21 protein-coding genes are annotated in these 18,508 nt (G+C 64.2%); 11 read left to right on the top strand and 10 right to left on the bottom strand.

The window, feature by feature from the left end; genetic code table 11:
- Window positions 1-201 precede the first annotated feature (201 nt).
- On the top strand, window positions 202-795 hold the full coding sequence (locus tag ACP2YP_RS30990) for a GNAT family N-acetyltransferase (protein ID WP_426420011.1): 594 nt from the start codon (window positions 202-204) through the stop codon (window positions 793-795).
- Window positions 796-811: 16 nt separating this feature from the next.
- A complete protein-coding gene (locus tag ACP2YP_RS30985; protein WP_426420010.1) occupies window positions 812-2,467 on the top strand; it encodes a GMC family oxidoreductase in 1,656 nt (551 codons plus the stop codon).
- Window positions 2,468-2,853: 386 nt separating this feature from the next.
- Here the strand turns inward: ACP2YP_RS30985 and ACP2YP_RS30980 are convergent, their stop codons facing one another.
- Complete coding sequence (locus ACP2YP_RS30980; protein WP_200469484.1) at window positions 2,854-3,696, bottom strand: AAA family ATPase; 843 nt, start codon at window positions 3,694-3,696, stop codon at window positions 2,854-2,856.
- A gap of 92 nt (window positions 3,697-3,788) precedes the next feature.
- Window positions 3,789-4,034, bottom strand: a complete 246-nt coding sequence (locus tag ACP2YP_RS30975; protein WP_426426320.1) for a GlsB/YeaQ/YmgE family stress response membrane protein — start codon at window positions 4,032-4,034, stop codon at window positions 3,789-3,791.
- Between the two features lie 122 nt (window positions 4,035-4,156).
- Between ACP2YP_RS30975 and ACP2YP_RS30970 the strand changes: the two genes are divergently transcribed.
- From ACP2YP_RS30970 to sseA, 3 genes are all read left to right on the top strand, one after another.
- Window positions 4,157-5,332, top strand: coding sequence for a vWA domain-containing protein (locus tag ACP2YP_RS30970; protein ID WP_426420009.1), 1,176 nt, complete (start codon window positions 4,157-4,159; stop codon window positions 5,330-5,332).
- A gap of 54 nt (window positions 5,333-5,386) precedes the next feature.
- Window positions 5,387-5,800 (top strand): rhodanese-like domain-containing protein, encoded by a 414-nt coding sequence (locus ACP2YP_RS30965; RefSeq protein ID WP_426420008.1) that lies wholly within the window; start codon window positions 5,387-5,389, stop codon window positions 5,798-5,800.
- A gap of 140 nt (window positions 5,801-5,940) precedes the next feature.
- Window positions 5,941-6,792, top strand: coding sequence for a 3-mercaptopyruvate sulfurtransferase (sseA, locus tag ACP2YP_RS30960; RefSeq protein WP_426420007.1), 852 nt, complete (start codon window positions 5,941-5,943; stop codon window positions 6,790-6,792).
- Between the two features lie 3 nt (window positions 6,793-6,795).
- Here the strand turns inward: sseA and ACP2YP_RS30955 are convergent, their stop codons facing one another.
- Entirely contained in the window at window positions 6,796-7,581 is a 786-nt protein-coding gene (locus tag ACP2YP_RS30955; protein WP_426420006.1) for a hypothetical protein, read from the bottom strand.
- A 365-nt stretch (window positions 7,582-7,946) separates the two neighbouring features.
- Between ACP2YP_RS30955 and ACP2YP_RS30950 the strand changes: the two genes are divergently transcribed.
- Entirely contained in the window at window positions 7,947-9,119 is a 1,173-nt protein-coding gene (locus tag ACP2YP_RS30950) for a L,D-transpeptidase family protein (protein WP_426420005.1), read from the top strand.
- 90 nt (window positions 9,120-9,209) lie between these two features.
- Here the strand turns inward: ACP2YP_RS30950 and ACP2YP_RS30945 are convergent, their stop codons facing one another.
- Window positions 9,210-10,172, bottom strand: a complete 963-nt coding sequence (locus ACP2YP_RS30945) for a D-2-hydroxyacid dehydrogenase family protein (protein WP_426420004.1) — start codon at window positions 10,170-10,172, stop codon at window positions 9,210-9,212.
- 145 nt (window positions 10,173-10,317) lie between these two features.
- Window positions 10,318-10,533: a hypothetical protein gene (locus ACP2YP_RS30940; protein ID WP_426420003.1), complete on the bottom strand. Its 216-nt coding sequence runs from the start codon at window positions 10,531-10,533 to the stop codon at window positions 10,318-10,320.
- On the opposite strand from ACP2YP_RS30940, the gene ACP2YP_RS30935 reads away from it, so the two are divergent.
- The 3 genes from ACP2YP_RS30935 to ACP2YP_RS30925 are packed head-to-tail and all read left to right on the top strand — an operon-like array spanning window position 10,532 to window position 13,650.
- On the top strand, window positions 10,532-10,750 hold the full coding sequence (locus ACP2YP_RS30935) for a hypothetical protein (protein ID WP_426420002.1): 219 nt from the start codon (window positions 10,532-10,534) through the stop codon (window positions 10,748-10,750). The genes ACP2YP_RS30940 and ACP2YP_RS30935 overlap by 2 nt on opposite strands.
- 16 nt (window positions 10,751-10,766) lie before the next feature.
- Window positions 10,767-12,416, top strand: a complete 1,650-nt coding sequence (gene ettA / locus ACP2YP_RS30930) for an energy-dependent translational throttle protein EttA (protein WP_426420001.1) — start codon at window positions 10,767-10,769, stop codon at window positions 12,414-12,416.
- A 7-nt stretch (window positions 12,417-12,423) separates the two neighbouring features.
- Window positions 12,424-13,650: a lytic murein transglycosylase gene (locus ACP2YP_RS30925; protein ID WP_426420000.1), complete on the top strand. Its 1,227-nt coding sequence runs from the start codon at window positions 12,424-12,426 to the stop codon at window positions 13,648-13,650.
- An 84-nt stretch (window positions 13,651-13,734) separates the two neighbouring features.
- On the opposite strand, the gene ACP2YP_RS30920 is transcribed toward ACP2YP_RS30925, so the two are convergent.
- Together ACP2YP_RS30920 and ACP2YP_RS30915 are read right to left on the bottom strand one after the other, a co-directional pair.
- Window positions 13,735-14,013 (bottom strand): hypothetical protein, encoded by a 279-nt coding sequence (locus ACP2YP_RS30920; protein WP_426419999.1) that lies wholly within the window; start codon window positions 14,011-14,013, stop codon window positions 13,735-13,737.
- A 238-nt stretch (window positions 14,014-14,251) separates the two neighbouring features.
- Window positions 14,252-14,590 carry a hypothetical protein gene (locus ACP2YP_RS30915; RefSeq protein WP_334527567.1) on the bottom strand — a complete coding sequence of 113 codons (339 nt, stop codon included), beginning with the start codon at window positions 14,588-14,590 and terminating at the stop codon, window positions 14,252-14,254.
- Window positions 14,591-15,185: 595 nt separating this feature from the next.
- On the opposite strand from ACP2YP_RS30915, the gene ACP2YP_RS30910 reads away from it, so the two are divergent.
- Window positions 15,186-15,458, top strand: a complete 273-nt coding sequence (locus ACP2YP_RS30910) for a (2Fe-2S)-binding protein (protein WP_247006817.1) — start codon at window positions 15,186-15,188, stop codon at window positions 15,456-15,458.
- 133 nt (window positions 15,459-15,591) lie between these two features.
- Window positions 15,592-16,080, top strand: coding sequence for a bacterioferritin (bfr, locus tag ACP2YP_RS30905; protein WP_027529403.1), 489 nt, complete (start codon window positions 15,592-15,594; stop codon window positions 16,078-16,080).
- A 72-nt stretch (window positions 16,081-16,152) separates the two neighbouring features.
- Here the strand turns inward: bfr and ACP2YP_RS30900 are convergent, their stop codons facing one another.
- From ACP2YP_RS30900 to ACP2YP_RS30890, 3 genes are all read right to left on the bottom strand, one after another.
- Entirely contained in the window at window positions 16,153-16,755 is a 603-nt protein-coding gene (locus ACP2YP_RS30900) for an MSMEG_1061 family FMN-dependent PPOX-type flavoprotein (RefSeq protein WP_426419998.1), read from the bottom strand.
- A 93-nt stretch (window positions 16,756-16,848) separates the two neighbouring features.
- Window positions 16,849-17,193 (bottom strand): hypothetical protein, encoded by a 345-nt coding sequence (locus ACP2YP_RS30895; protein WP_426419997.1) that lies wholly within the window; start codon window positions 17,191-17,193, stop codon window positions 16,849-16,851.
- A gap of 140 nt (window positions 17,194-17,333) precedes the next feature.
- On the bottom strand, window positions 17,334-18,395 hold the full coding sequence (locus tag ACP2YP_RS30890) for an alpha/beta fold hydrolase (RefSeq protein ID WP_426419996.1): 1,062 nt from the start codon (window positions 18,393-18,395) through the stop codon (window positions 17,334-17,336).
- Between the last annotated feature and the right edge of the window lie 113 nt (window positions 18,396-18,508).

Genomic DNA, 18,508 nt, shown 5'->3' with positions numbered 1-18,508 from the left:
GCCAAGCCGTCATTGTACGGGAGGCGAGGCAACTCTCAGACCCTCACCCTGAGGAGCGCGCCCTTTGCGCGCATCTCGAAGGGCGAGGCCACCAGCCGGGCCTTCATCCTTCGAGACGCTTGCTTCGCAAGCTCCTCAGGATGAGGGTCTTTCAGTCTGGATTGCTTCGCTTCGCTCGCAATGACGTAAGGAGAGACTTCAATGCCCTGGCCTGATCCCATCACCCTGCGTGGACAGCACGCCCGTCTCGAGCCGCTGTCGAAAGAGCATCGCGAGGGGCTGGTGGTGGCCGTGAAGGACGGCGAGCTCTACACGATCTGGTACACCGCGATCCCGACGCCGGAGAACGTGGCCAAGGAGATCGACCGCCGTCTCGGCCTTCAGGCAGCGGGCTCGATGCTGCCGTTCACGGTGTTCGACGCCGGCGGCAAGATCGTCGGCCAGACCACCTACATGAACATCGATGCCGCCAATCGCCGCGTCGAGATCGGCTCGACCTGGTATGGCAAGAGCGCGCAGCGCGGGCCGCTCAACACCCAGTGCAAGCTGTTGCTGCTCACCCACGCCTTCGAGACGCTGAGCTGCATCGCGGTCGAATTCCGCACGCATTTCTTCAATCACCAGAGCCGCCGCGCCATCGAGCGCCTCGGCGCCAAGCAGGACGGCATTCTGCGCAGCCATCAGGTCGCGCCGAACGGCACGCTGCGCGACACCGTCGTGTACAGCATCACCGCCGCGGAATGGCCGACGGTGAAGGCCCATCTCGAATATCAGCTCAACGACAAGCCGCGCTAAAGGCGGCCGAGGCACCATGGATAGATTTGACTATGTGATCGTCGGCGCGGGCTCCGCCGGTTGCGTCCTCACCAGCCGGCTCAGCGAAGATCCCAACACCAGCGTCTGCGTGCTGGAGGCGGGCCCGAGCGACTGGCACCCCTACATTCACCTGCCCGCGGGTTTCATCAAGACCTTCCACATGAAGAGCATCAATTGGGCCTACCAGCAGGAGGTCGGGCCGTACACCGGCGGGCGTAGCATCTACGCGCCGCGCGGCAAGACGCTCGGCGGCTCGTCCTCGATCAACGGCCACATCTACAACCGCGGCCAGCGCATGGATTTCGACACCTGGGCGCAGATGGGCAATCGCGGCTGGGGTTATGCCGACGTGCTGCCCTATTTCAAGCGGCTGGAAAAGCGGGTCGGCGAGGGGGACAACACTTTTCGCGGGCGCGACGGGAACCTCACCGTCACCACGATGGATTGGCGCGATCCGCTCTGCGAAGCCTTCATGGAAGGCGCGGTCTCGCTCGGCATTCCCCGCAACCCCGACTACAACGGCGGGATTCAGGAGGGCGTCTCCTACTGCCAGCGTACCATCGATAAGGGCCTGCGCGTGTCCGGCTCGACCGCGTTCCTGAAGCCCGCGATGAAGCGGCCGAACGTGCATGTGCAGACCCATGCGCATGCGACCGAGATCATTTTCGAGGGCAAGCGCGCCGTCGGCGTGCGCTACACCAAGGGCGGCAAGGGTGGTACACCGGTCGAGGTTCGCGCCAACAAGGAAGTGATCCTGTCCGGCGGCACCTATAATTCTCCGCAGTTGCTGCAGCTCTCCGGCATCGGCTCGCCCGAGCTGCTCGGCGCCCACGGCATCCAGGTGCGTCACGCGCTACCCGTCGGCGAGGGCCTGCAGGACCACTACGCCCCGCGAACGGTGGCGCGCGTCAAAGACATCAAGACCATCAACGAGCTTCGTCGTGGTTTCTCGCTCTGGATCGAAGCGCTGAAATGGGCGACGACGCGCCGCGGCCTGCTGTCGCTGTCGCCGACCATGGTCTATTGCTTCTGGCATTCCGGCGAGAGCGCGGACTCTTCCGATCTCCAGCTCACCTTCACGCCTGCTTCTTATAAAGAAGGCGTGCAGGGTCAGCTCGAGGACGAGCCCGGCATGACGGTGGCCTCCTGGCAGCAGCGCCCCGAAAGCCGCGGCTATGTCCGCATCCGCTCGTCGGATCCGTTCGCGCCGCCGATCATCCAGACCAATTATCTGGCCGCCGAGCTTGATCGCCGCGTCATCGTCGGCGGCATGAAGCTCGCTCGGCGCCTTTTGAAGTCCGCACCGCTGTCGCCCTATTACGCCTACGAGGATTTTCCGGGGCCGAACATCAACACCGACGACGAATTCCTCGCCGCCGCCACCGAGCGCGGCACCACCACCTTCCACCCCGGCTGCACCTGCCGCATGGGCCCGGCGGAGTCCACCTGGGCGGTGGTCGACGACCAGCTCCGCGTCCACGGCCTGGAGGGCCTCCGCGTCATCGACGCCTCGGTGATGCCCCGCATGATCTCGGCGAACCTCAACGCATCCACCATGATGATCGCCGACCGCGCCTCGGACCTCATCCGCGGCAAGGCGCCGATGGAAGCCGCGCGCATTCCGGATGCGGTGGCGGGCACAGCTGCGTAGGGTGGGCAAAGGCGCAACGCGCCGTGCCCACCGTCGCTCCAAAGCTCGGGCTAGATGCGCCGCGGAGGATGCGGGCGTGTGTTTGCAATTCAAACTGCAAACTGGAAGAGCGAGGCCGTTGCCTCAAACTCCGTCATTGCGAGCGCAGCGAAGCAATCCAGAGTCGTTCCGCGGAGGGATTCTGGATTGCTTCGCTGCGCTCGCAATGACGAAGTTGGAGAGAGCGTCCGCCAAACCTCGCTCTCGTGCCCCGGACGCGGCGCAGCGCTACTTCAGCGGTGCGCTGCAGAGCCGGGGCCCATGTCTCCGAGCAATCCGTGTCGCCTTCTGGGTCCCGGCTCTGCGCAGCAGCGCGAGCGCTGCTGCGCGTCCGGGACACGAGAAGCCTACACTTCCCGCCGGCTCAGGAACGCCAGCCGCTCGAACAGATGCACGTCCTGCTCGTTCTTGAGCAGCGCGCCGTGCAGCGGCGGGATCAGCTTGCGCGGGTCGCGCTCGCGCAGTTGCTCGACGCTCATGTCCTCGTTGAGCAGCAGCTTGAGCCAGTCCAGCAGCTCCGACGTCGACGGCTTCTTCTTCAGGCCGGGCACTTCGCGCACCTCGAAGAAGATGCGCAGTGCTTCCTCGACCAGGCGCTTCTTGATGCCGGGGAAGTGGACGTCGACGATGCGCCCCATCGTGTCGGCGTCGGGGAACTTGATGTAGTGGAAGAAGCAGCGGCGCAGGAAGGCGTCCGGCAGCTCCTTCTCGTTGTTGGAGGTGATCATCATGATCGGGCGCTGCTTGGCCTTGATCGTCTCGCCGGTCTCGTAGACATGGAATTCCATGCGATCGAGCTCGAGCAGCAGGTCATTCGGGAATTCGATGTCAGCCTTGTCGATCTCGTCGATCAGCAGCACCGGGCGCTGCTCGGCGGCGAACGCGTCCCACAGCTTGCCGCGCTTGATGTAGTTCTTGATGTCGGAGACCCTGCTGTCGCCGAGCTGGCTGTCGCGCAGGCGCGACACGGCGTCGTATTCGTAGAGGCCCTGCTGCGCCTTGGTGGTGGACTTGATGTGCCAGGTCAAGAGCGGCGCGTTCAGCGCCTTCGCCACTTCCTCCGCCAGCACCGTCTTGCCGGTGCCGGGCTCGCCCTTGATGAGGAGCGGGCGCTCCAGCACGATCGAGGCATTGACGGCGACCTTGAGATCGTCGGTCGCAACATAGTCCTTGGTGCCGGTAAATTTCATTGCGCGTCCTTGTTGGTCGTCGGCCGAAGCGGTCCTCGGTCGCGACGTGGGAACGGCCGCACGTGGCGGCCGTTCCTGGTTCGGTCAGGCTTTCAGACCCGTTTTATCAGCGAAAGGATGACGAGCACAATCACCGCACCGACCGTTGCATCCACGATGGCGCCAACCGTGCCGGTCGCAAGCTCGATGTGCAGCTGGGGCAGTACCCAGCCTGCGACGAGCGCGCCGATGATGCCGACGACGATGTTGCCGATCAGCCCAAATCCCGCCCCGTGGACAATCTTCCCGGCTAACCAGCCGGCGATCGCGCCAATGATCAGTGCTGCGAGAATTCCCATTGCCAACGTCCCCCAAACAAGCCCTCGAAGCCTCAATTCTAGAGCAAAAAGCCCACCGGTCCAGCGCTCCACGCCGGTCTCCGCCCCTTGACGTTCGCCACCCGACGGGCAATCTGTCACCCATGTTCCTGCAATTCTTCACCTCTCTGCGCGATGCGCAGGTCCCCGTGACGCTGCGCGAATACCTCACGCTGATGGAGGCGCTCGACGCCGACCTGTCGGATTATTCGGTCGAGAACTTCTACTATCTGTCGCGCACCTCGCTGGTGAAGGACGAGCGTAACCTCGACAAGTTCGACCGCGTCTTCGGCACGGTGTTCAAGGGGCTGGAAAGCCTGCTCGACGCCATGGAGAAGGCGGAGATCCCCGAGGAATGGCTGAAGAAGCTCGCCGAGAAATACCTCAGCGAGGAAGAGAAGAAGCAGATCGAGGCCATGGGCTGGGACAAGCTCATGGAGACTTTGAAGAAGCGCCTCGAGGAGCAGAAGGGCCGCCACCAGGGCGGCTCGAAATGGATCGGCACCGCCGGCACCTCGCCGTTCGGCGCGCACGGTTACAATCCCGAAGGCGTTCGTATCGGCCAGGAGAAGAACCGCAACAACCGTGCCGTGAAGGTGTGGGACAAGCGCGAGTTTAAGGATCTCGACGGCAATGTCGAGCTCGGCATTCGCAACATCAAGGTGGCGCTGCGCCGCCTGCGCAAGTTCGCGCGCACCGGCGCACCTGACGAGCTCGATCTCGACACCACCATCCGCGAGACCGCCAATCACGGTTATCTCGACGTCCACATGCGTCCGGAGCGGCGCAATGCGGTGAAGCTTTTGGTGTTCTTCGACATCGGCGGCTCCATGGATTCGCATATCGAGCAGGTCGAGGAGCTGTTCTCGGCGGCGAAGAGCGAGTTCAAGCACATGGAGTATTTCTACTTCCACAACTGCCTCTATGAAGGCGTGTGGAAGCAGAACAAGCGCCGCTTCACCGACCGCACGCCGACCTGGGACGTGCTGCACAAATACCCGCACGACTACAAGGTCGTGTTCGTCGGCGACGCCTCGATGTCGCCTTACGAGATCATGGTGCCCGGCGGCTCTGTCGAGCACGTCAACGAGGAGCCCGGCTCGGTCTGGCTCGACCGCATCATCCGCACCTATCCGCATACGGTATGGCTCAATCCGGTCGCTCAGAAGCACTGGGACTATTCGGAATCGACCACCATCATCAAACGCATCTTTGCCAACCGCATGTTCCCGATCACGATCGAGGGACTTGAGGGGGCGATGAAGGAATTGACGCACTAGTGATCCGCCGTCAGTCCGGGCGGCCGCGCGGCGGCAGACAAGAGGGAGAAACACATGCCCCAAAACATCACCCGCGGCATCAAGGCGCTGATCGACGAGGCCAATGCCGAGATCGAAACGCTCACCGCCAAGGATGCCATCGAGATCTCCAAGAACGGCGACGTCGTCATCGTCGACATCCGCGACCCCCGCGAGATCGAGCGCGACGGCCGCATCCCGGGCGCGTTCTCCTGTACGCGCGGCATGCTCGAATTCTGGATCGATCCGCAGAGCCCCTACGCAAAACCGATCTTCCAGGAGGACAAGAAGTTCGTCTTCCATTGCGCCGGCGGCATGCGCTCCGCGCTCGCCGCGAAGACCGCAAAGGATATGGGCCTGAAGCCGGTCGCCCACATCGCCGGCGGCTACGCCGCCTGGCGCGACGCCGGCGGCCCGACGGAGCAGTGGGAGCCGAAGAAGAAGGGGTGAGATGGATACTGCAGGTAACACACACTCCGTCATGGCCGGGCTTGACCCGGCCATCCACGTTCTCACCCGCTGACAGCAAGACCGTGGATGCCCGGGACAAGCCCCGGGCATGACGACTGAGACAACTGCCGGAGCATGCAATGACCACCGATCCCCTCGTCTCCACCGAATGGCTCGCCGCCCACATCAACGACGCCAACGTCAAAGTGCTCGACGCCAGCTTCAAGCTGCCGGGCGTGCTGCCGCTGCCGAAGGATGACTATCTCGCCGCGCATCTGCCGGGTGCCGCGTTCTTCGACGTCGATGCGGTGTCGGACCATTCCAATCCGCTCCCGCACATGTATCCGAGCGCTGAGCAGTTCGGCCGCGACGTCGGCAATCTCGGCATCTCCAATGCCGACACCGTGGTGCTCTACGATGCCGGCGGCTGGGTCGCGGCTCCGCGCGCGTGGTGGATGTTCCTGGCCTTCGGCCACAGCAATGTGCGTATCCTCAATGGCGGCCTGAAGAAGTGGCGCGCCGAGGGCCGCGCCGTCGAGAGCGGCGAGGTCAAGCCGAAGGCTGCGACGTTCAAGGCGAGCTACGATCCGAAGCGCGTGCGTAGCATGCAACAGCTGATCGCCAATGTCGAAAGCCGCGCCGAGCAGGTGATCGACGCGCGCGCCGCCGACCGCTTCGAAGGCCGCGCCCCCGAACCGCGCGCGGGCATCCGCTCCGGCCACATCCCCGGCGCGCGCAATGTGCCTTACAACCAGCTGTTCGATGCCGCGACTGGCACGATGAAGCCGCTCGAGGATCTGCGCGCCGCCTTCACCGGCGCCGGCGTGAGGCTCGATGCGCCGATCGTCACGAGCTGCGGCTCCGGCGTCTCCGCCGGCGTGCTGACGCTTGCGCTCTATCGCTTGGGGGTCACCGACACCGCGCTCTATGACGGCTCATGGTCTGAATGGGGCCAGGAAAAAGGCCCGCCGATCGCGACTGGCCCGGCTTAAATCTTATTGGCGCGTGCGCGTGGCCGTCGTGGCGAGCGTCTGCTGTTGCCGGCCGAACGGATCGAGCGTCTGCTGTAGCTGCTGAGGCGGCGGGCGTCGCACGATGCGGTGACGCTTCTTCGGCGCGCGCGGCTTGCTGTCGGGCGCTGCGCTGTCGGCCTTGACCTTCGCCGGTGCGAGGTCGTTCAGCGCAGCCACCCTGGCTGCTGCAATGTCGCTCACGCGCGATGCCAGCGCCGGTGTCGCGGTGCGCGCCACCTCGGTGGCGCTGACGGTTGGTACGGGCGTTGTCGTCGCGGTGGAAGCCGCCGTGTCGGCCGGGGTCAGTGTGTCAGCCGGCGCGGGAGCCGCAGCCTCGCTCTTGGCTGGCTCAGGAGCCGGCGCTTCGGTGGCGGGCGGAGCCGTCTCTGCAGGTGGCGCGATGGCGGCGACCTGAGGCTCAGGCTGGACCTTGGCCTCGAGCGTCACTGCGGCCATCTGCTCGGGCCCGGTCTCGACCGCGGGCAGCCCGATGCTCGGGACCTGGTTGCTCGGGATCTGGTCCCGCATCGCAGGCGTCGCCTCATTGGTAACAGACGCGACCGGCTCCACGCGGAGCGCCGCGAGCACCGGCTGGGCCGGCTCGGAGGCTTGCGCGAACACCTGCTCCTGCGGGCCGTTCCGCCACGAGGGGTTGCTGACATACTGCTCGTGGCTCGCCCGCAATAGCGAGGCGGCTCCCAGGCCGAACACCAGGACGGAGGTAGACAGCAGGATCGCGGCAAGCAGGAAGCGAAAGCCGGGAAGCATTGACGGGTTACGAATTTCCGCCCCGGCGGCTCGCCAGGGCCCATGAGCCATCTGAACGCGGTGACGGTACTGAGCGCCGCGTTCGCCACGCGGGGATTCGAGCTCAAATCGGTGGCGAATCAGGCTGATTCGACCATATCGCAACGTCTCTGCGCCGTTCCGTAAAAATCGGGGCGGAAGACTCCGGCAATTTACGGCGAGATGCGATTTCCATCCCCGTGATGCAACGGAGCAACTATGTGCGATTGCATCACAAATCGCGAAACAGGCACAAATCAGCCTGTCATGTCTTGAATGTGCCGCTATCTTCGGTCATCTGGCCGTTAACGGCTCGGACGGGGCCTGGGGACTATACAAGAGCGATGATGATCAAACATTTTCTGACGATATGCGCTGCCGCAACAGTCGCTGCGGCGGGAACCTCGCTCGCACAGGCCCAGAGCTATCCGGTCCAGCAGGCGCCGAGCTACGGCGCTCCGGCCGAATACCGGCCCGGCGACCGCACCCCGAATTTCGACGCGCTGGAAGATGACGACGACGCGATGCCGCAGGCCTCGCTGCCGCCGCCCGGTCCGGCTGACGATCCGCGCTATGGCCGCCCGGCCGGCGCTCCGCCGGTCTACTCGGCCGCCCCGCCGCAGGGCCCGGTAATGTCGCCGGATGATCCGCGCTATGGCCGTCCGGCTGGCGCTCCGCCGGTCTATTCCGCCGCCCCGCCGCAGGGGCCGGTGATGTCACCCGATGATCCGCGCTATGGCCGCCCCGCCGGTCCGCCCGCGGTGATCTATGCCGACCGTCCGGGCCAGGCGCCCGGCAACGATGGCATGCGTCCGCCGGAAGCCGTTGGTGGCCCGGCCGCGACCGGCGCGGTCTCGCAGCAGCCCGCCGCCGGTCCCAACGGTCGGCCGATGTCGGTCGCCTCACTGCCGCCCGAGGAGCAGCCTGACGCGGCACCGGCGCAACTCGCGCCGAACCTGCGCCGCCAGGAGGTCGCGTTCCAGACCAAGGAGCCGGCCGGCACCATCGTGGTCGATACTCCGAACACCTATCTCTATTATGTGCTCGGCAATGGCCGTGCGATCCGCTATGGCGTCCGCGTCGGCCGCGACGGCTTCACCTGGACCGGCGTGCAGAAGATCACCCGCAAGGCCGAGTGGCCGGATTGGCATCCGCCGGCGGAAATGATCGAGCGCCAGCCCTACCTGCCGCGCTTCATGGCCGGCGGCGAAGGCAATCCGCTCGGTGCCCGCGCCATGTATCTCGGCTCGACCGTGTATCGCATCCACGGCACCAACCAGCCCTCGACGATCGGCAAGTTCGTCTCCTCCGGCTGTATTGGTATGCTGAACGAAGACGTCTCGGATCTGTTCGACCGCGCCAAGGTCGGCACCCGCGTGGTGGTTATGCAGGGCGGTACTGCACTGGGAACGGCGACCGCATCGGCTGCGCCGGCTCCGATGGCTGCGCAAGCCGGCCCGGTCCCGGGTACGCAGCCGACAGTCGTGCCGCCGCTGCCCGCGCCAGTCACCGTGCGCTAAGCGCGTCGCGACAATTCAGATTGCCGAAGGGCGTGCCATTGGTGCGCCCTTCGTCATTTCAGGTCTGCGTCGCTTCAGGTCTGCGTCGCTTCAGGCGAGCTTGCGCGGCAGCTCGTTGCCCATGGTGAAGGCGTCGATCGCCTCGACCATCTGGCCGTAATGGATGCGCAAGCCGTCCTCGGTCGCATAGCCGAGATGCGGCGTCAGCACGAGATTGTCGAGCTTGCGGAAGGGATGATCGACCGGCAGTGGCTCGACCGAGAAGACGTCGATGCCGGCGCCGGCGATCTTGCGCTGCTGCAAGGCCTCAAGCAGCGCCTGCTCGTCCACGATCGGCCCGCGCGCCGTGTTGACGACGAAGGCGGTCGGCTTCATCCGCGCGAGGTCCGCGCGGCTGACGAGGCCGCGTGAGCGCTCGCTCAGCACAACATGGATGGTGACGATATCAGCCTTGGCGAACAGCTCCTCCTTGGTGGCGTAGCCGACGCCGGCCGCCGCGCACTTCTCCGGCGTGAGGTTCGGGCTCCAGGCAATCACGTTCATGCCGAAGGCCTTGGCAATGCCGGCCATCTTGGTGCCGAGCTTGCCGAGGCCGACAACGCCGAGCGTGAGACCCTCGATCTCGACACCGGCAAAGGTTTGCCAGGGCTCACCGGCATGCATGCGCGCATTCTCGCGGCCGATGCCGCGGGTCAGTTCCAGGATCAGGCCCATGGCGAGCGGAGCGGTCGGATCGCGGGAATATTGCGTGCCGCCGATGGTGACGCCGCGCGCCTTCGCGGCCTCCATGTCGATTGCGGCATTGCGCATGCCGGAGGTAAGCAGCAGCTTCAGCTTCGGCAGGCGCTCGAAGAGGCTCTTGGGGAACGCGGTGCGCTCGCGCATCGCGCAGATGATGTCGAAATCGGCCAGAGCGCTGGCTGCGGCTTGCTCGGAGGCGAAGGGATGGCTGAACACGGTGGCATCGACGCGGTCGGACAGTTTCGTCCAGTCGGCGACGTCGAGGGCGAGGTTGAAATAGTCGTCGAGAATTGCACAGCGCAGCCGCGTCATCAGCGTTCATCCATGGCGAGAGGTGGCGCGCCAGGCGGAGGGCGCCATCGTCGGAACCGGGCCATGGTTGCGCGCAATCACGCCTGCGCGCAAGCAGTCTGGGTCTTCAAGAATCCGTAGGCAAAATCCGAGAGGGAACGGCGGCTCAGAGGCCGCGGGGCTTCAGCCGGATCGGCCCGTCCATGCCGTGCTTGGCGCGCCAGGCAGGACCCGGGCCGCGCATGTAGTGCAGTTCGGGTCGGTAGGGGTTGAAGGCCGTGGCGAAGAAGCGCTTCCAGAAGCCCTTGATCTCCAAGACGAGCGCGGTGGCGCGGCCGTCATCTAACGGAACGGGAAGGGAATTGGTCTCGATCAGAGCCATGATGGGCCTCGCTGTGCTCCCCGTTCATTCTGAGCGGGTGGCGCTGTTTCCGCGCGAGACCGAGCTTTGGCCTGATTTATTAAAAGATGGTTTCAATTGTCCGGATCGGGGTCCGGATGGTGTCCGCCCAGTATTCATCCGTGGTGAACGGAGGGAAAACATTGCCCTTTGGGGGCGGGATCGCTACATCGGCAGCAAGCAAATATCCTCAAATTGAAGGTTTCACGGGACCGATGGCGCGCCAATTTGTCTACTTCATGGACGGCCTGACCAAGAGCTATCCGACCCGCAAGGTGCTCGACAACATCCGCCTGAGCTTTTACCCGGACGCCAAGATCGGCGTTCTCGGCGTCAACGGCTCCGGTAAGTCGACCCTGCTCAAGATCATGGCGGGCCTCGACAAGGAGTACACCGGCGAGGCCTGGGTCGCCGAGGGCGCGCGCGTCGGCTATCTCGAGCAGGAGCCGCATCTCGATCCGACGCTGTCCGTGCGCGAGAACGTCATGCTGGGCGTCGCCAAGCAGAAGGCCATCCTCGATCGCTACAATGAGCTGGCGATGAATTATTCCGAGGAGACCGCCGACGAGATGACCAAGCTGCAAGACGAGATCGAGGCCCAGGGCCTCTGGGATCTCGACAGCAAGGTCGACCAGGCGATGGACGCGCTGCGCTGTCCGCCCGACGATGCCGATGTGACGAAGCTCTCGGGCGGTGAACGCCGCCGCGTTGCTTTGTGCAAGCTGCTCCTCGACCAGCCCGAGCTTTTGCTGCTGGACGAACCGACCAACCATCTCGACGCCGAGTCGGTGTCATGGCTGGAAGGCCATCTGCGCAGCTATCCCGGCGCGATCCTGATCGTCACCCATGATCGCTACTTCCTCGACAACGTCACGAGCTGGATCCTCGAGCTCGATCGCGGAAAGGGCATTCCCTACGAGGGCAACTACTCGTCCTGGCTGGTGCAGAAGCAGAAGCGGCTGGAGCAGGAAGGCCGCGAGGACGCCGCGCATCAGAAGACGATTGCACGCGAGCAGGAATGGGTCGCGTCCTCGCCGAAGGCGCGCCAGGCCAAGTCCAAGGCGCGCTACCAGCGTTATGAGGATCTGCTCAAGCAGGCGAGCGACAAGCAGACCCAGACCGCGCAGATCATCATCCCGGTTGCCGAACGTCTCGGCGCCAACGTCGTCGATTTCGAAACCCTCAGCAAAGGCTATGGCGATCGCCTCCTGATCGACGATCTCACCTTCAAGCTGCCGCCGGGCGGTATCGTCGGCGTGATCGGCGCCAACGGCGCCGGCAAGACCACGCTGTTCAAGATGATCACCAAGCAGGAGACGCCGGACAAGGGCACCATCACGGTCGGCGAGACCGTGCATCTCGGCTATGTCGACCAGTCGCGCGACGCGCTCGATGGCAGCAAGAACGTGTGGGAAGAGATCTCCGGTGGCAACGAGCTGATCCTGCTCGGCAAGAAAGAAGTGAACTCGCGCGGCTATTGCTCGTCGTTCAACTTCAAGGGCGCCGACCAGCAGAAGAAGGTCGGCGCGCTCTCGGGCGGTGAACGCAACCGCGTGCATCTCGCCAAGATGCTGAAGTCCGGCGCCAACGTGCTGCTGCTCGACGAACCGACCAACGACCTCGACGTCGACACGTTGCGCGCGCTCGAAGAGGCGCTGGAGGATTTCGCTGGCTGCGCCGTCATCATCAGCCATGATCGCTGGTTCCTCGACCGCATCGCGACCCACATCCTGGCCTTCGAAGGCGACAGTCATGTCGAATGGTTTGAGGGTAACTTCCAGGACTACGAGAAGGACAAGATGCGCCGTCTCGGCCAGGACAGCATCATCCCGCACCGTGTGAAGTACAAGAAGCTGACGCGGTGACGGCGTGATGGTGCGGCGGGCGCTCTTCGCTGCGGTGATCGCGGTCACCTGCAGCTGGTCGCCCGTTCGTGCCGCCGACGCGGCCTTCACGCAGTTCATCGCCTCGCTCTGGCCGGAAGCGCAAGAGGCCGGCGTCTCGCGCGCGACGTTCGATCAACAGACGCGCGGGCTCGAGCCGGACTACAAGCTGCCTGATCTGATCCTGCCCGGGCGGCCGGCGACTGGCGCGCCCTCGCAGGCCGAATTCGTGCAGGTGCCCGCGGACTATGTCAGGGAAGGCTCGATTGCGAATCTCGCGGGCGAGGGGCAGCGGTTGCTGCAGAAATACAATGCCGCGCTGACGAAGATCGAAAAGAGCTCCGGCGTGCCCGCCACCGTGATGCTCGCGATCTGGGGACGCGAGACCGATTACGGCCGCTACACGCTGCCTTACGATCTCGTCCGCGTGCTGGCGACGCAGGCCTATGTCGGCCGGCGCAAGGACACCTATCGCAACGAGTTCATCCTCTCGCTGAAGATCCTCGGCGAGGGCGTAGTGACGCGCAAGGACATGCGCTCGTCCTGGGCCGGCGCCACCGGGCTCACGCAGTTCCTGCCGTCCGAATATTACAAGCACGGCGTCGATTTCGACGGCGACGGCCGCATCGACATCTGGCACTCGGTGCCGGATGCGCTGGCCTCCGCTGCGCAACAGCTCGTCAACAAGGGCTGGCAGAGCGGCGTGCGCTGGGCCTATGAGGTGAAGGCGCCGGCAAAGGTCGACTGCACCACCGGCGTGCCCGAGGTGACGAAGCCGATCGGCCAGTGGCTGCGTGAAGGCTTTGTGCCGGTGCGCGGCGAGAGGCTCAGCGCAGCCGAGCAGGCGCAGCCGGCGTCACTGCTCCAGCCCGAGGGCATCTACGGTCCGGCGTTCCTGACCACGAAGAACTACTTCGTCATCAAGGAATACAATTTCTCCGACCTCTATGTGCTGTTCGTCGGTCATCTCAGTGACCGCATGACGAGCCCGCTCCCGTTTGCGACGCCGTGGTCCGCGTCGAAGCAGTTGCGCACGAAGGACGTCGAGGCGATGCAGCGTGGGCTGACGCGCGCCGGGCTCTACAAGGATAAGATCGACGGCAAGGCCGGCATGCAGACGCGCGCTGCGCTTGGCGCCTATCAGAAGTCGGCCGGGCTCAAGGTCGATTGCTGGCCGAGCGAAGAGGTGCTGCGCTCGATCCAGGGGGCGCGCTGACAAAGCCGCCAAAAAGGAAAAAGCCCGGCCGATGGTCTCGGCCGGGCTTCGATCGCGGCGCTTGATCAGCGCCCTGCGATCAGATCAGTAGCAGACGCGAACCGGGCGGATGACCCAGCCGTAGCCGTCCCAGTAGCGCTGGCGCTGCCAGTAGCAAGGGGGCGGGGCGGGTTCCGCCACATAGACCGGGCCGCCATAGGCCGGACGACTTGACGCGATGGCGCCGCCGATGATCGCGCCGCCGAGCAGGCCGGCCGCGATGCCGACACCGACGCCGTCATTGGCCTGGGCGGACGGCGTGGCGGTCACCAGCGAACCGGCGATCGTCGCAACCGTGAGGGCGGCAACAATAGTCTTCTTCATGCTCTTGGCTCTCCTGGGAGATGGACGCACCTCGTTAGGAGCGTCCGGGTTTCAAAGGTTCACGCACACTCTGATGGAATTGGCCTTGCAGCTAGGAAGCGCGCAAATGGTCAATCCACGGTAAACGCACACAGAGCTGTGATGAGAAAAAGCGGTCTTTTTCAGGCCCGGAGATGAACGGCTCATCCGTAGTGAACCGGCTCAATTGAATCGGTTCAACCGAGCGGCCTGACGCGCCTCAGCCGCAGACTCTGACACGGCGGATGCGCCAGGCGTAGCCGTCCCAGAAGCGCTGCTTCTGCCAGACACAGCCATCGCCGTAATAGTCGTCGGCGACGTAGCCGGGACCCGGCGCGTAGTAGCGGGGCGGATAGTAGCCGGGGCCGTAACCCGGGCCATACGCGTAGCCCGGTCCGGGTCCGTAATAATACGGGGAGGCCAGCGCGCCACCGACGATGGCGCCCCCGATGATCCCGGCGGCGACGCCGGCAGCGACACCACGCTGTGCATGGGCCGGCGTACCTGCTGCTAAAACCAGGGTGGCGGCGGCGGCGACCGCCATAAGCGACTTCTTCATTGGGGCGACCTTTCACAGCGTGCACGGAACTCTTGCGGCCAGAGTTCCATACTTCGTTTGAATGATCAATGAACGGCGCATCGGCCGGGTGCGACCAATTGGTAGACGTGGCCGATTTCAAGCCTGGGAGGCGATGATGAACGTCCTGACCAATGCCCTGATCGCCCTCGGGGCCGTCGGCGTGGTCGGTTATGCCCTGGTAACTCATTTGCAGAGCCGCACCCCACGCCCGCGCGCCAGGGCAGGCGGCAACGGCGGAAGCGACAGTTATTCGGATCCCACGAATGACGGCTTCTCGCTTGGAAGCTGGTTCTCCAGCGACAGTTCCGGAAGCTCAACCGACAGCGGCAGCTGCTCCACGAGCGATAGCGGCGGGGGTGGAGATTGCGGAGGCGGGGGCGATGGTGGGGGAGGCGGGAGCAGCGACTAGGCCCATCAGGTATCATCTTGATCCAGCGCAGCTCCCTATTTTAGAGCCGTTCTAGGCTGTTTCCGGGCCAGTTTGGAATAGCTTGAAATAGCGGTTTTTCCTTTTGCATCCGGACGGCCCGTTAAATATCGATGATGGTGCATCACCGAAGGGCCCACCGCTTCCATGATCGTTTGTTCTTGTAACGTGCTGAGCGATGACGACATCCGCGCCGCCGTCGCCGAGTCCGACGATGCCGTGCGTCATGCCAAGCAGGTCTATGGATGCCTCGGCTGTAGCGCCGAGTGCGGCCGCTGCGCCCGGACGATCAAGACCATCATCGACGAAGCGCTTGGCCCCTGCGCTCAGTCCTGCTGCTCCGGCTGCCCGCATAGCCACACCGTGGCCGCTAATGACGAGACGGCCCAACCAGCCCAGTTCGCCCTCGCGGCCTGCTGAAACTTCCCCTTCGTTGGCTGAGCTTTTCCCCCGACTGCGTCCCCGTAGCCGGTTGCCGTCACACTTAAACTCACTTAGAAGCGTTCTAAGTTCGATTTAGGACCGATTTGGACTTTAAGAGCTGGAGTGAACCATGCAGGGCGACGCAAAAGTCATCGACTATCTCAACAAGTCACTGCGTCACGAGCTGACTGCGATCAACCAGTACTGGCTGCACTACCGCTTCCTCGACAATTGGGGCCTCCTCGACATGGCCAAGGTCTGGCGCAAAGAGTCCATCGAGGAGATGGAGCACGCCGACAAGCTCACCGCGCGTATCCTGTTCCTCGACGGCTTCCCGAACATGCAGGTGCTCGATCCCCTGCGCATCGGCCAGAACGTCAAGGAGATCATCGAGTGCGATCTCGCCGCCGAGATGAGCGCGCGCGCGCTCTACCAGGAAGCGGCGACCTACTGCCACGGCGTCAAGGACTACGTCACGCGCGACCTGTTCGAGAAGCTGATGAGCGACGAGGAGCACCACATCGACTTCCTCGAAACCCAGCTCGACCTGATCGGCCGCATCGGCCTCGAACTCTACACCCAGAAGCACGTCGGCGGGCTCGAGGGCGAGGGGCACTAAGCTCCGGCGTCAGCCCCGCGCTCCCATATCGTTCCGGTGCAGGCCGGGACGACATTTTTGTTAGGGCACTAGTTACAGCTGCGTCTTGTAACGCTCTTCCACGATCTCCTGGCTCTCCGGCTCGCCGAGGCTGGTCTGGTCGTGGATGACCTGGCTGATGCTTGGCATCACCGAGCGCTGCACCTTCTCCGGCGCCCATAGCTTCGAGCGCATCAGTGCCTTGCCACAGTGGAAATAGACTTCGCTGACAGCGACGCTCAGCACCGCGCGCGGCGGTTTGCCGAACTCGACCATCGAGGCGAGCAGATCCGGATCGGCCGATAGCGTGCCGCGTCCGCCGACGCGCAGCGTCTCGTCGATGCCCGGCACGAAGAACAGCAGATGCACGAAGCCGGAGCCTTCGACGACGTTGCGAAAACTGTCGATGCGGTTGTTGCCGGCGCGGTCGGGCATCAGCAGCTGATTGGGGCCGGCGACATGGACGAAGCCGATGCCGCCGCCGCGCGGCGAGGCGTCGACGCTGCCGTCGGTGCCTGATGTCGCGAGCACGCAGAACGGCGACATCTCGATGAACTTCTTTGCATGCACGTCGATCGCGGGACGCGCCTTTGCGATCACGCGCGGGGTGGGCTTCGCATAGATGGTGGCGAGGTCTTCGGCGCAGAGGTCGGTCACGAAGGTCTCCCTGGTTGAGGCTTTAAGGATATCACTCCCCGGCCTGACCGCTATCCCCTTTGTGACGTCGGCACCCGGGCGCCATCGCGCGCGCTACACTGCGTCCGCGGGCACGAAGCAACTGATGATGACGGCGCCGCGGTGGTGGACGTACCACACGACGGCATGACCGACCGGATTGCCGCGATCACGGATGATGGCGCGCTCGGGCACCTCCATCCATTGTCCCTCGATCGGTACCCAATAGGTGCCTTTGCGCACGTCGTAGTCGGTGCGATGACCGTCGGAGATGTCGCAGCAGGGCACGCCGTTCGGCGCGATCACGCTCTTGAACCAGGCGCGGATGTCGGGCGGAACGTTGTCGTATTGGCCGTTGTCGAACGCGAACGCGGCGCTCGTCATCGCGGCGAGCCAAACGCACAGCGCAAGCCTGTGCATGTGATCCTCCTCATCGCGTGTCGATTCGTATCGTTCACGCGATTAAGCCCGAGCCGTCGGCTCATTGCATGCTCAAATAATATGCGGCGCCGAGGCGCCGCATATGATGCGTTGCGATATCGGAGCGGCTTCGACGATGCCTACATCGTGCGCTGCGGTGCAGTTTGCAGCAATTGCCGAACCTGCTCGCTGTAGAACTTCGCGTTGCCGGTGGTGCCGTGGCCGCGCGTCTCGGTGCTTGCGGGGATGAGATACAGCTTGCCGTTCTTGACCCGCTTCATCGCGGCATCCGTCAGGCCGGTCTCGGGCGGATTGCGCTCGTCGTCGGCGGAATTGATCAGCAGCAGCGAGGCCTCGATTCCCTCCAGCTTGTCGGCGGCATTATAGTCGTGCGAAGAGTCCCACTGGTAGATGAAGTCGTTGGCATCTGCCGTGATCGGCGTCGCCAGCCGTTCGTCGACGATCTTGTCAGCCTTCGCCGCGGTCGGTGCCTGTTGCTGATAGGCGAGCGTGCCGCCGCTGCTGGTGATGCCGTAGGCCGTAATGGCGTATTTCATCATGCGCGGCTGGCTGGTGTAATTGCCGCCATTGTAATCTGGATCGTTGCGGATGGTGTCGAGCATGATCCGCCGCATCATCCAGTTGCGCGACGCCATCTCGGTCGGCTGGGAGGCCATCGGCACCAGCGCGTCCATGTCCTTGGGATATGTTTCGCCCCACAGCCAGGTTTGCATGCCGCCCATTGAGTTGCCGATCACGAGCCGCAGATGCTTGACGCCGAGGCCTTCGGTCACGAGACGATGCTGCGCCTCCACCATGTCGTCGTAATTGTATTTCGGGAAGCCCGTCTTCATGCCGTCGGACGGCTTTGACGATTTGCCGTGGCCGATCGCGTCGGGAATGATGATGTAATATTTGGACGTGTCGAGCGGCTGTCCGGCGCCGAACAGCTCGCCGGCGAAAGCGGGCGTCAGCATGCTCGCGCCCGGGCCGCCGGTGCCGTGCAGCACCAGCACCGGTTGCCCGGTCGGCTCACCGACAGTGGTGTAATGCAGCTTCAGTTCCGGCATGACCTCGCCGGTGTGGAACTTGAAATCCCTGGCAATCCAATCGCCCTGTTTCGGCGCCGGATAGTCGGCGGCAAATACCGATGTCGAGACGGACAGCAGAACGGCCGACAACGCCGCGAAAGAAGCCCTCATGTTTGTCTCCCCATGTGCGGCTCATGGCTCGTGGCCGCATTGAGATGGACCTTAGCAGAAGCGTCCGGAAGGATGTAGGATTTCGGCTCCGCCGATCGTCCTATGAGGAAATC

The organism is Bradyrhizobium genosp. A (assembly GCF_049949275.1).
Classification (GTDB): Bacteria; Pseudomonadota; Alphaproteobacteria; order Rhizobiales; family Xanthobacteraceae; genus Bradyrhizobium.
This window is presented reverse-complemented; position numbering and strand designations above follow the sequence as displayed.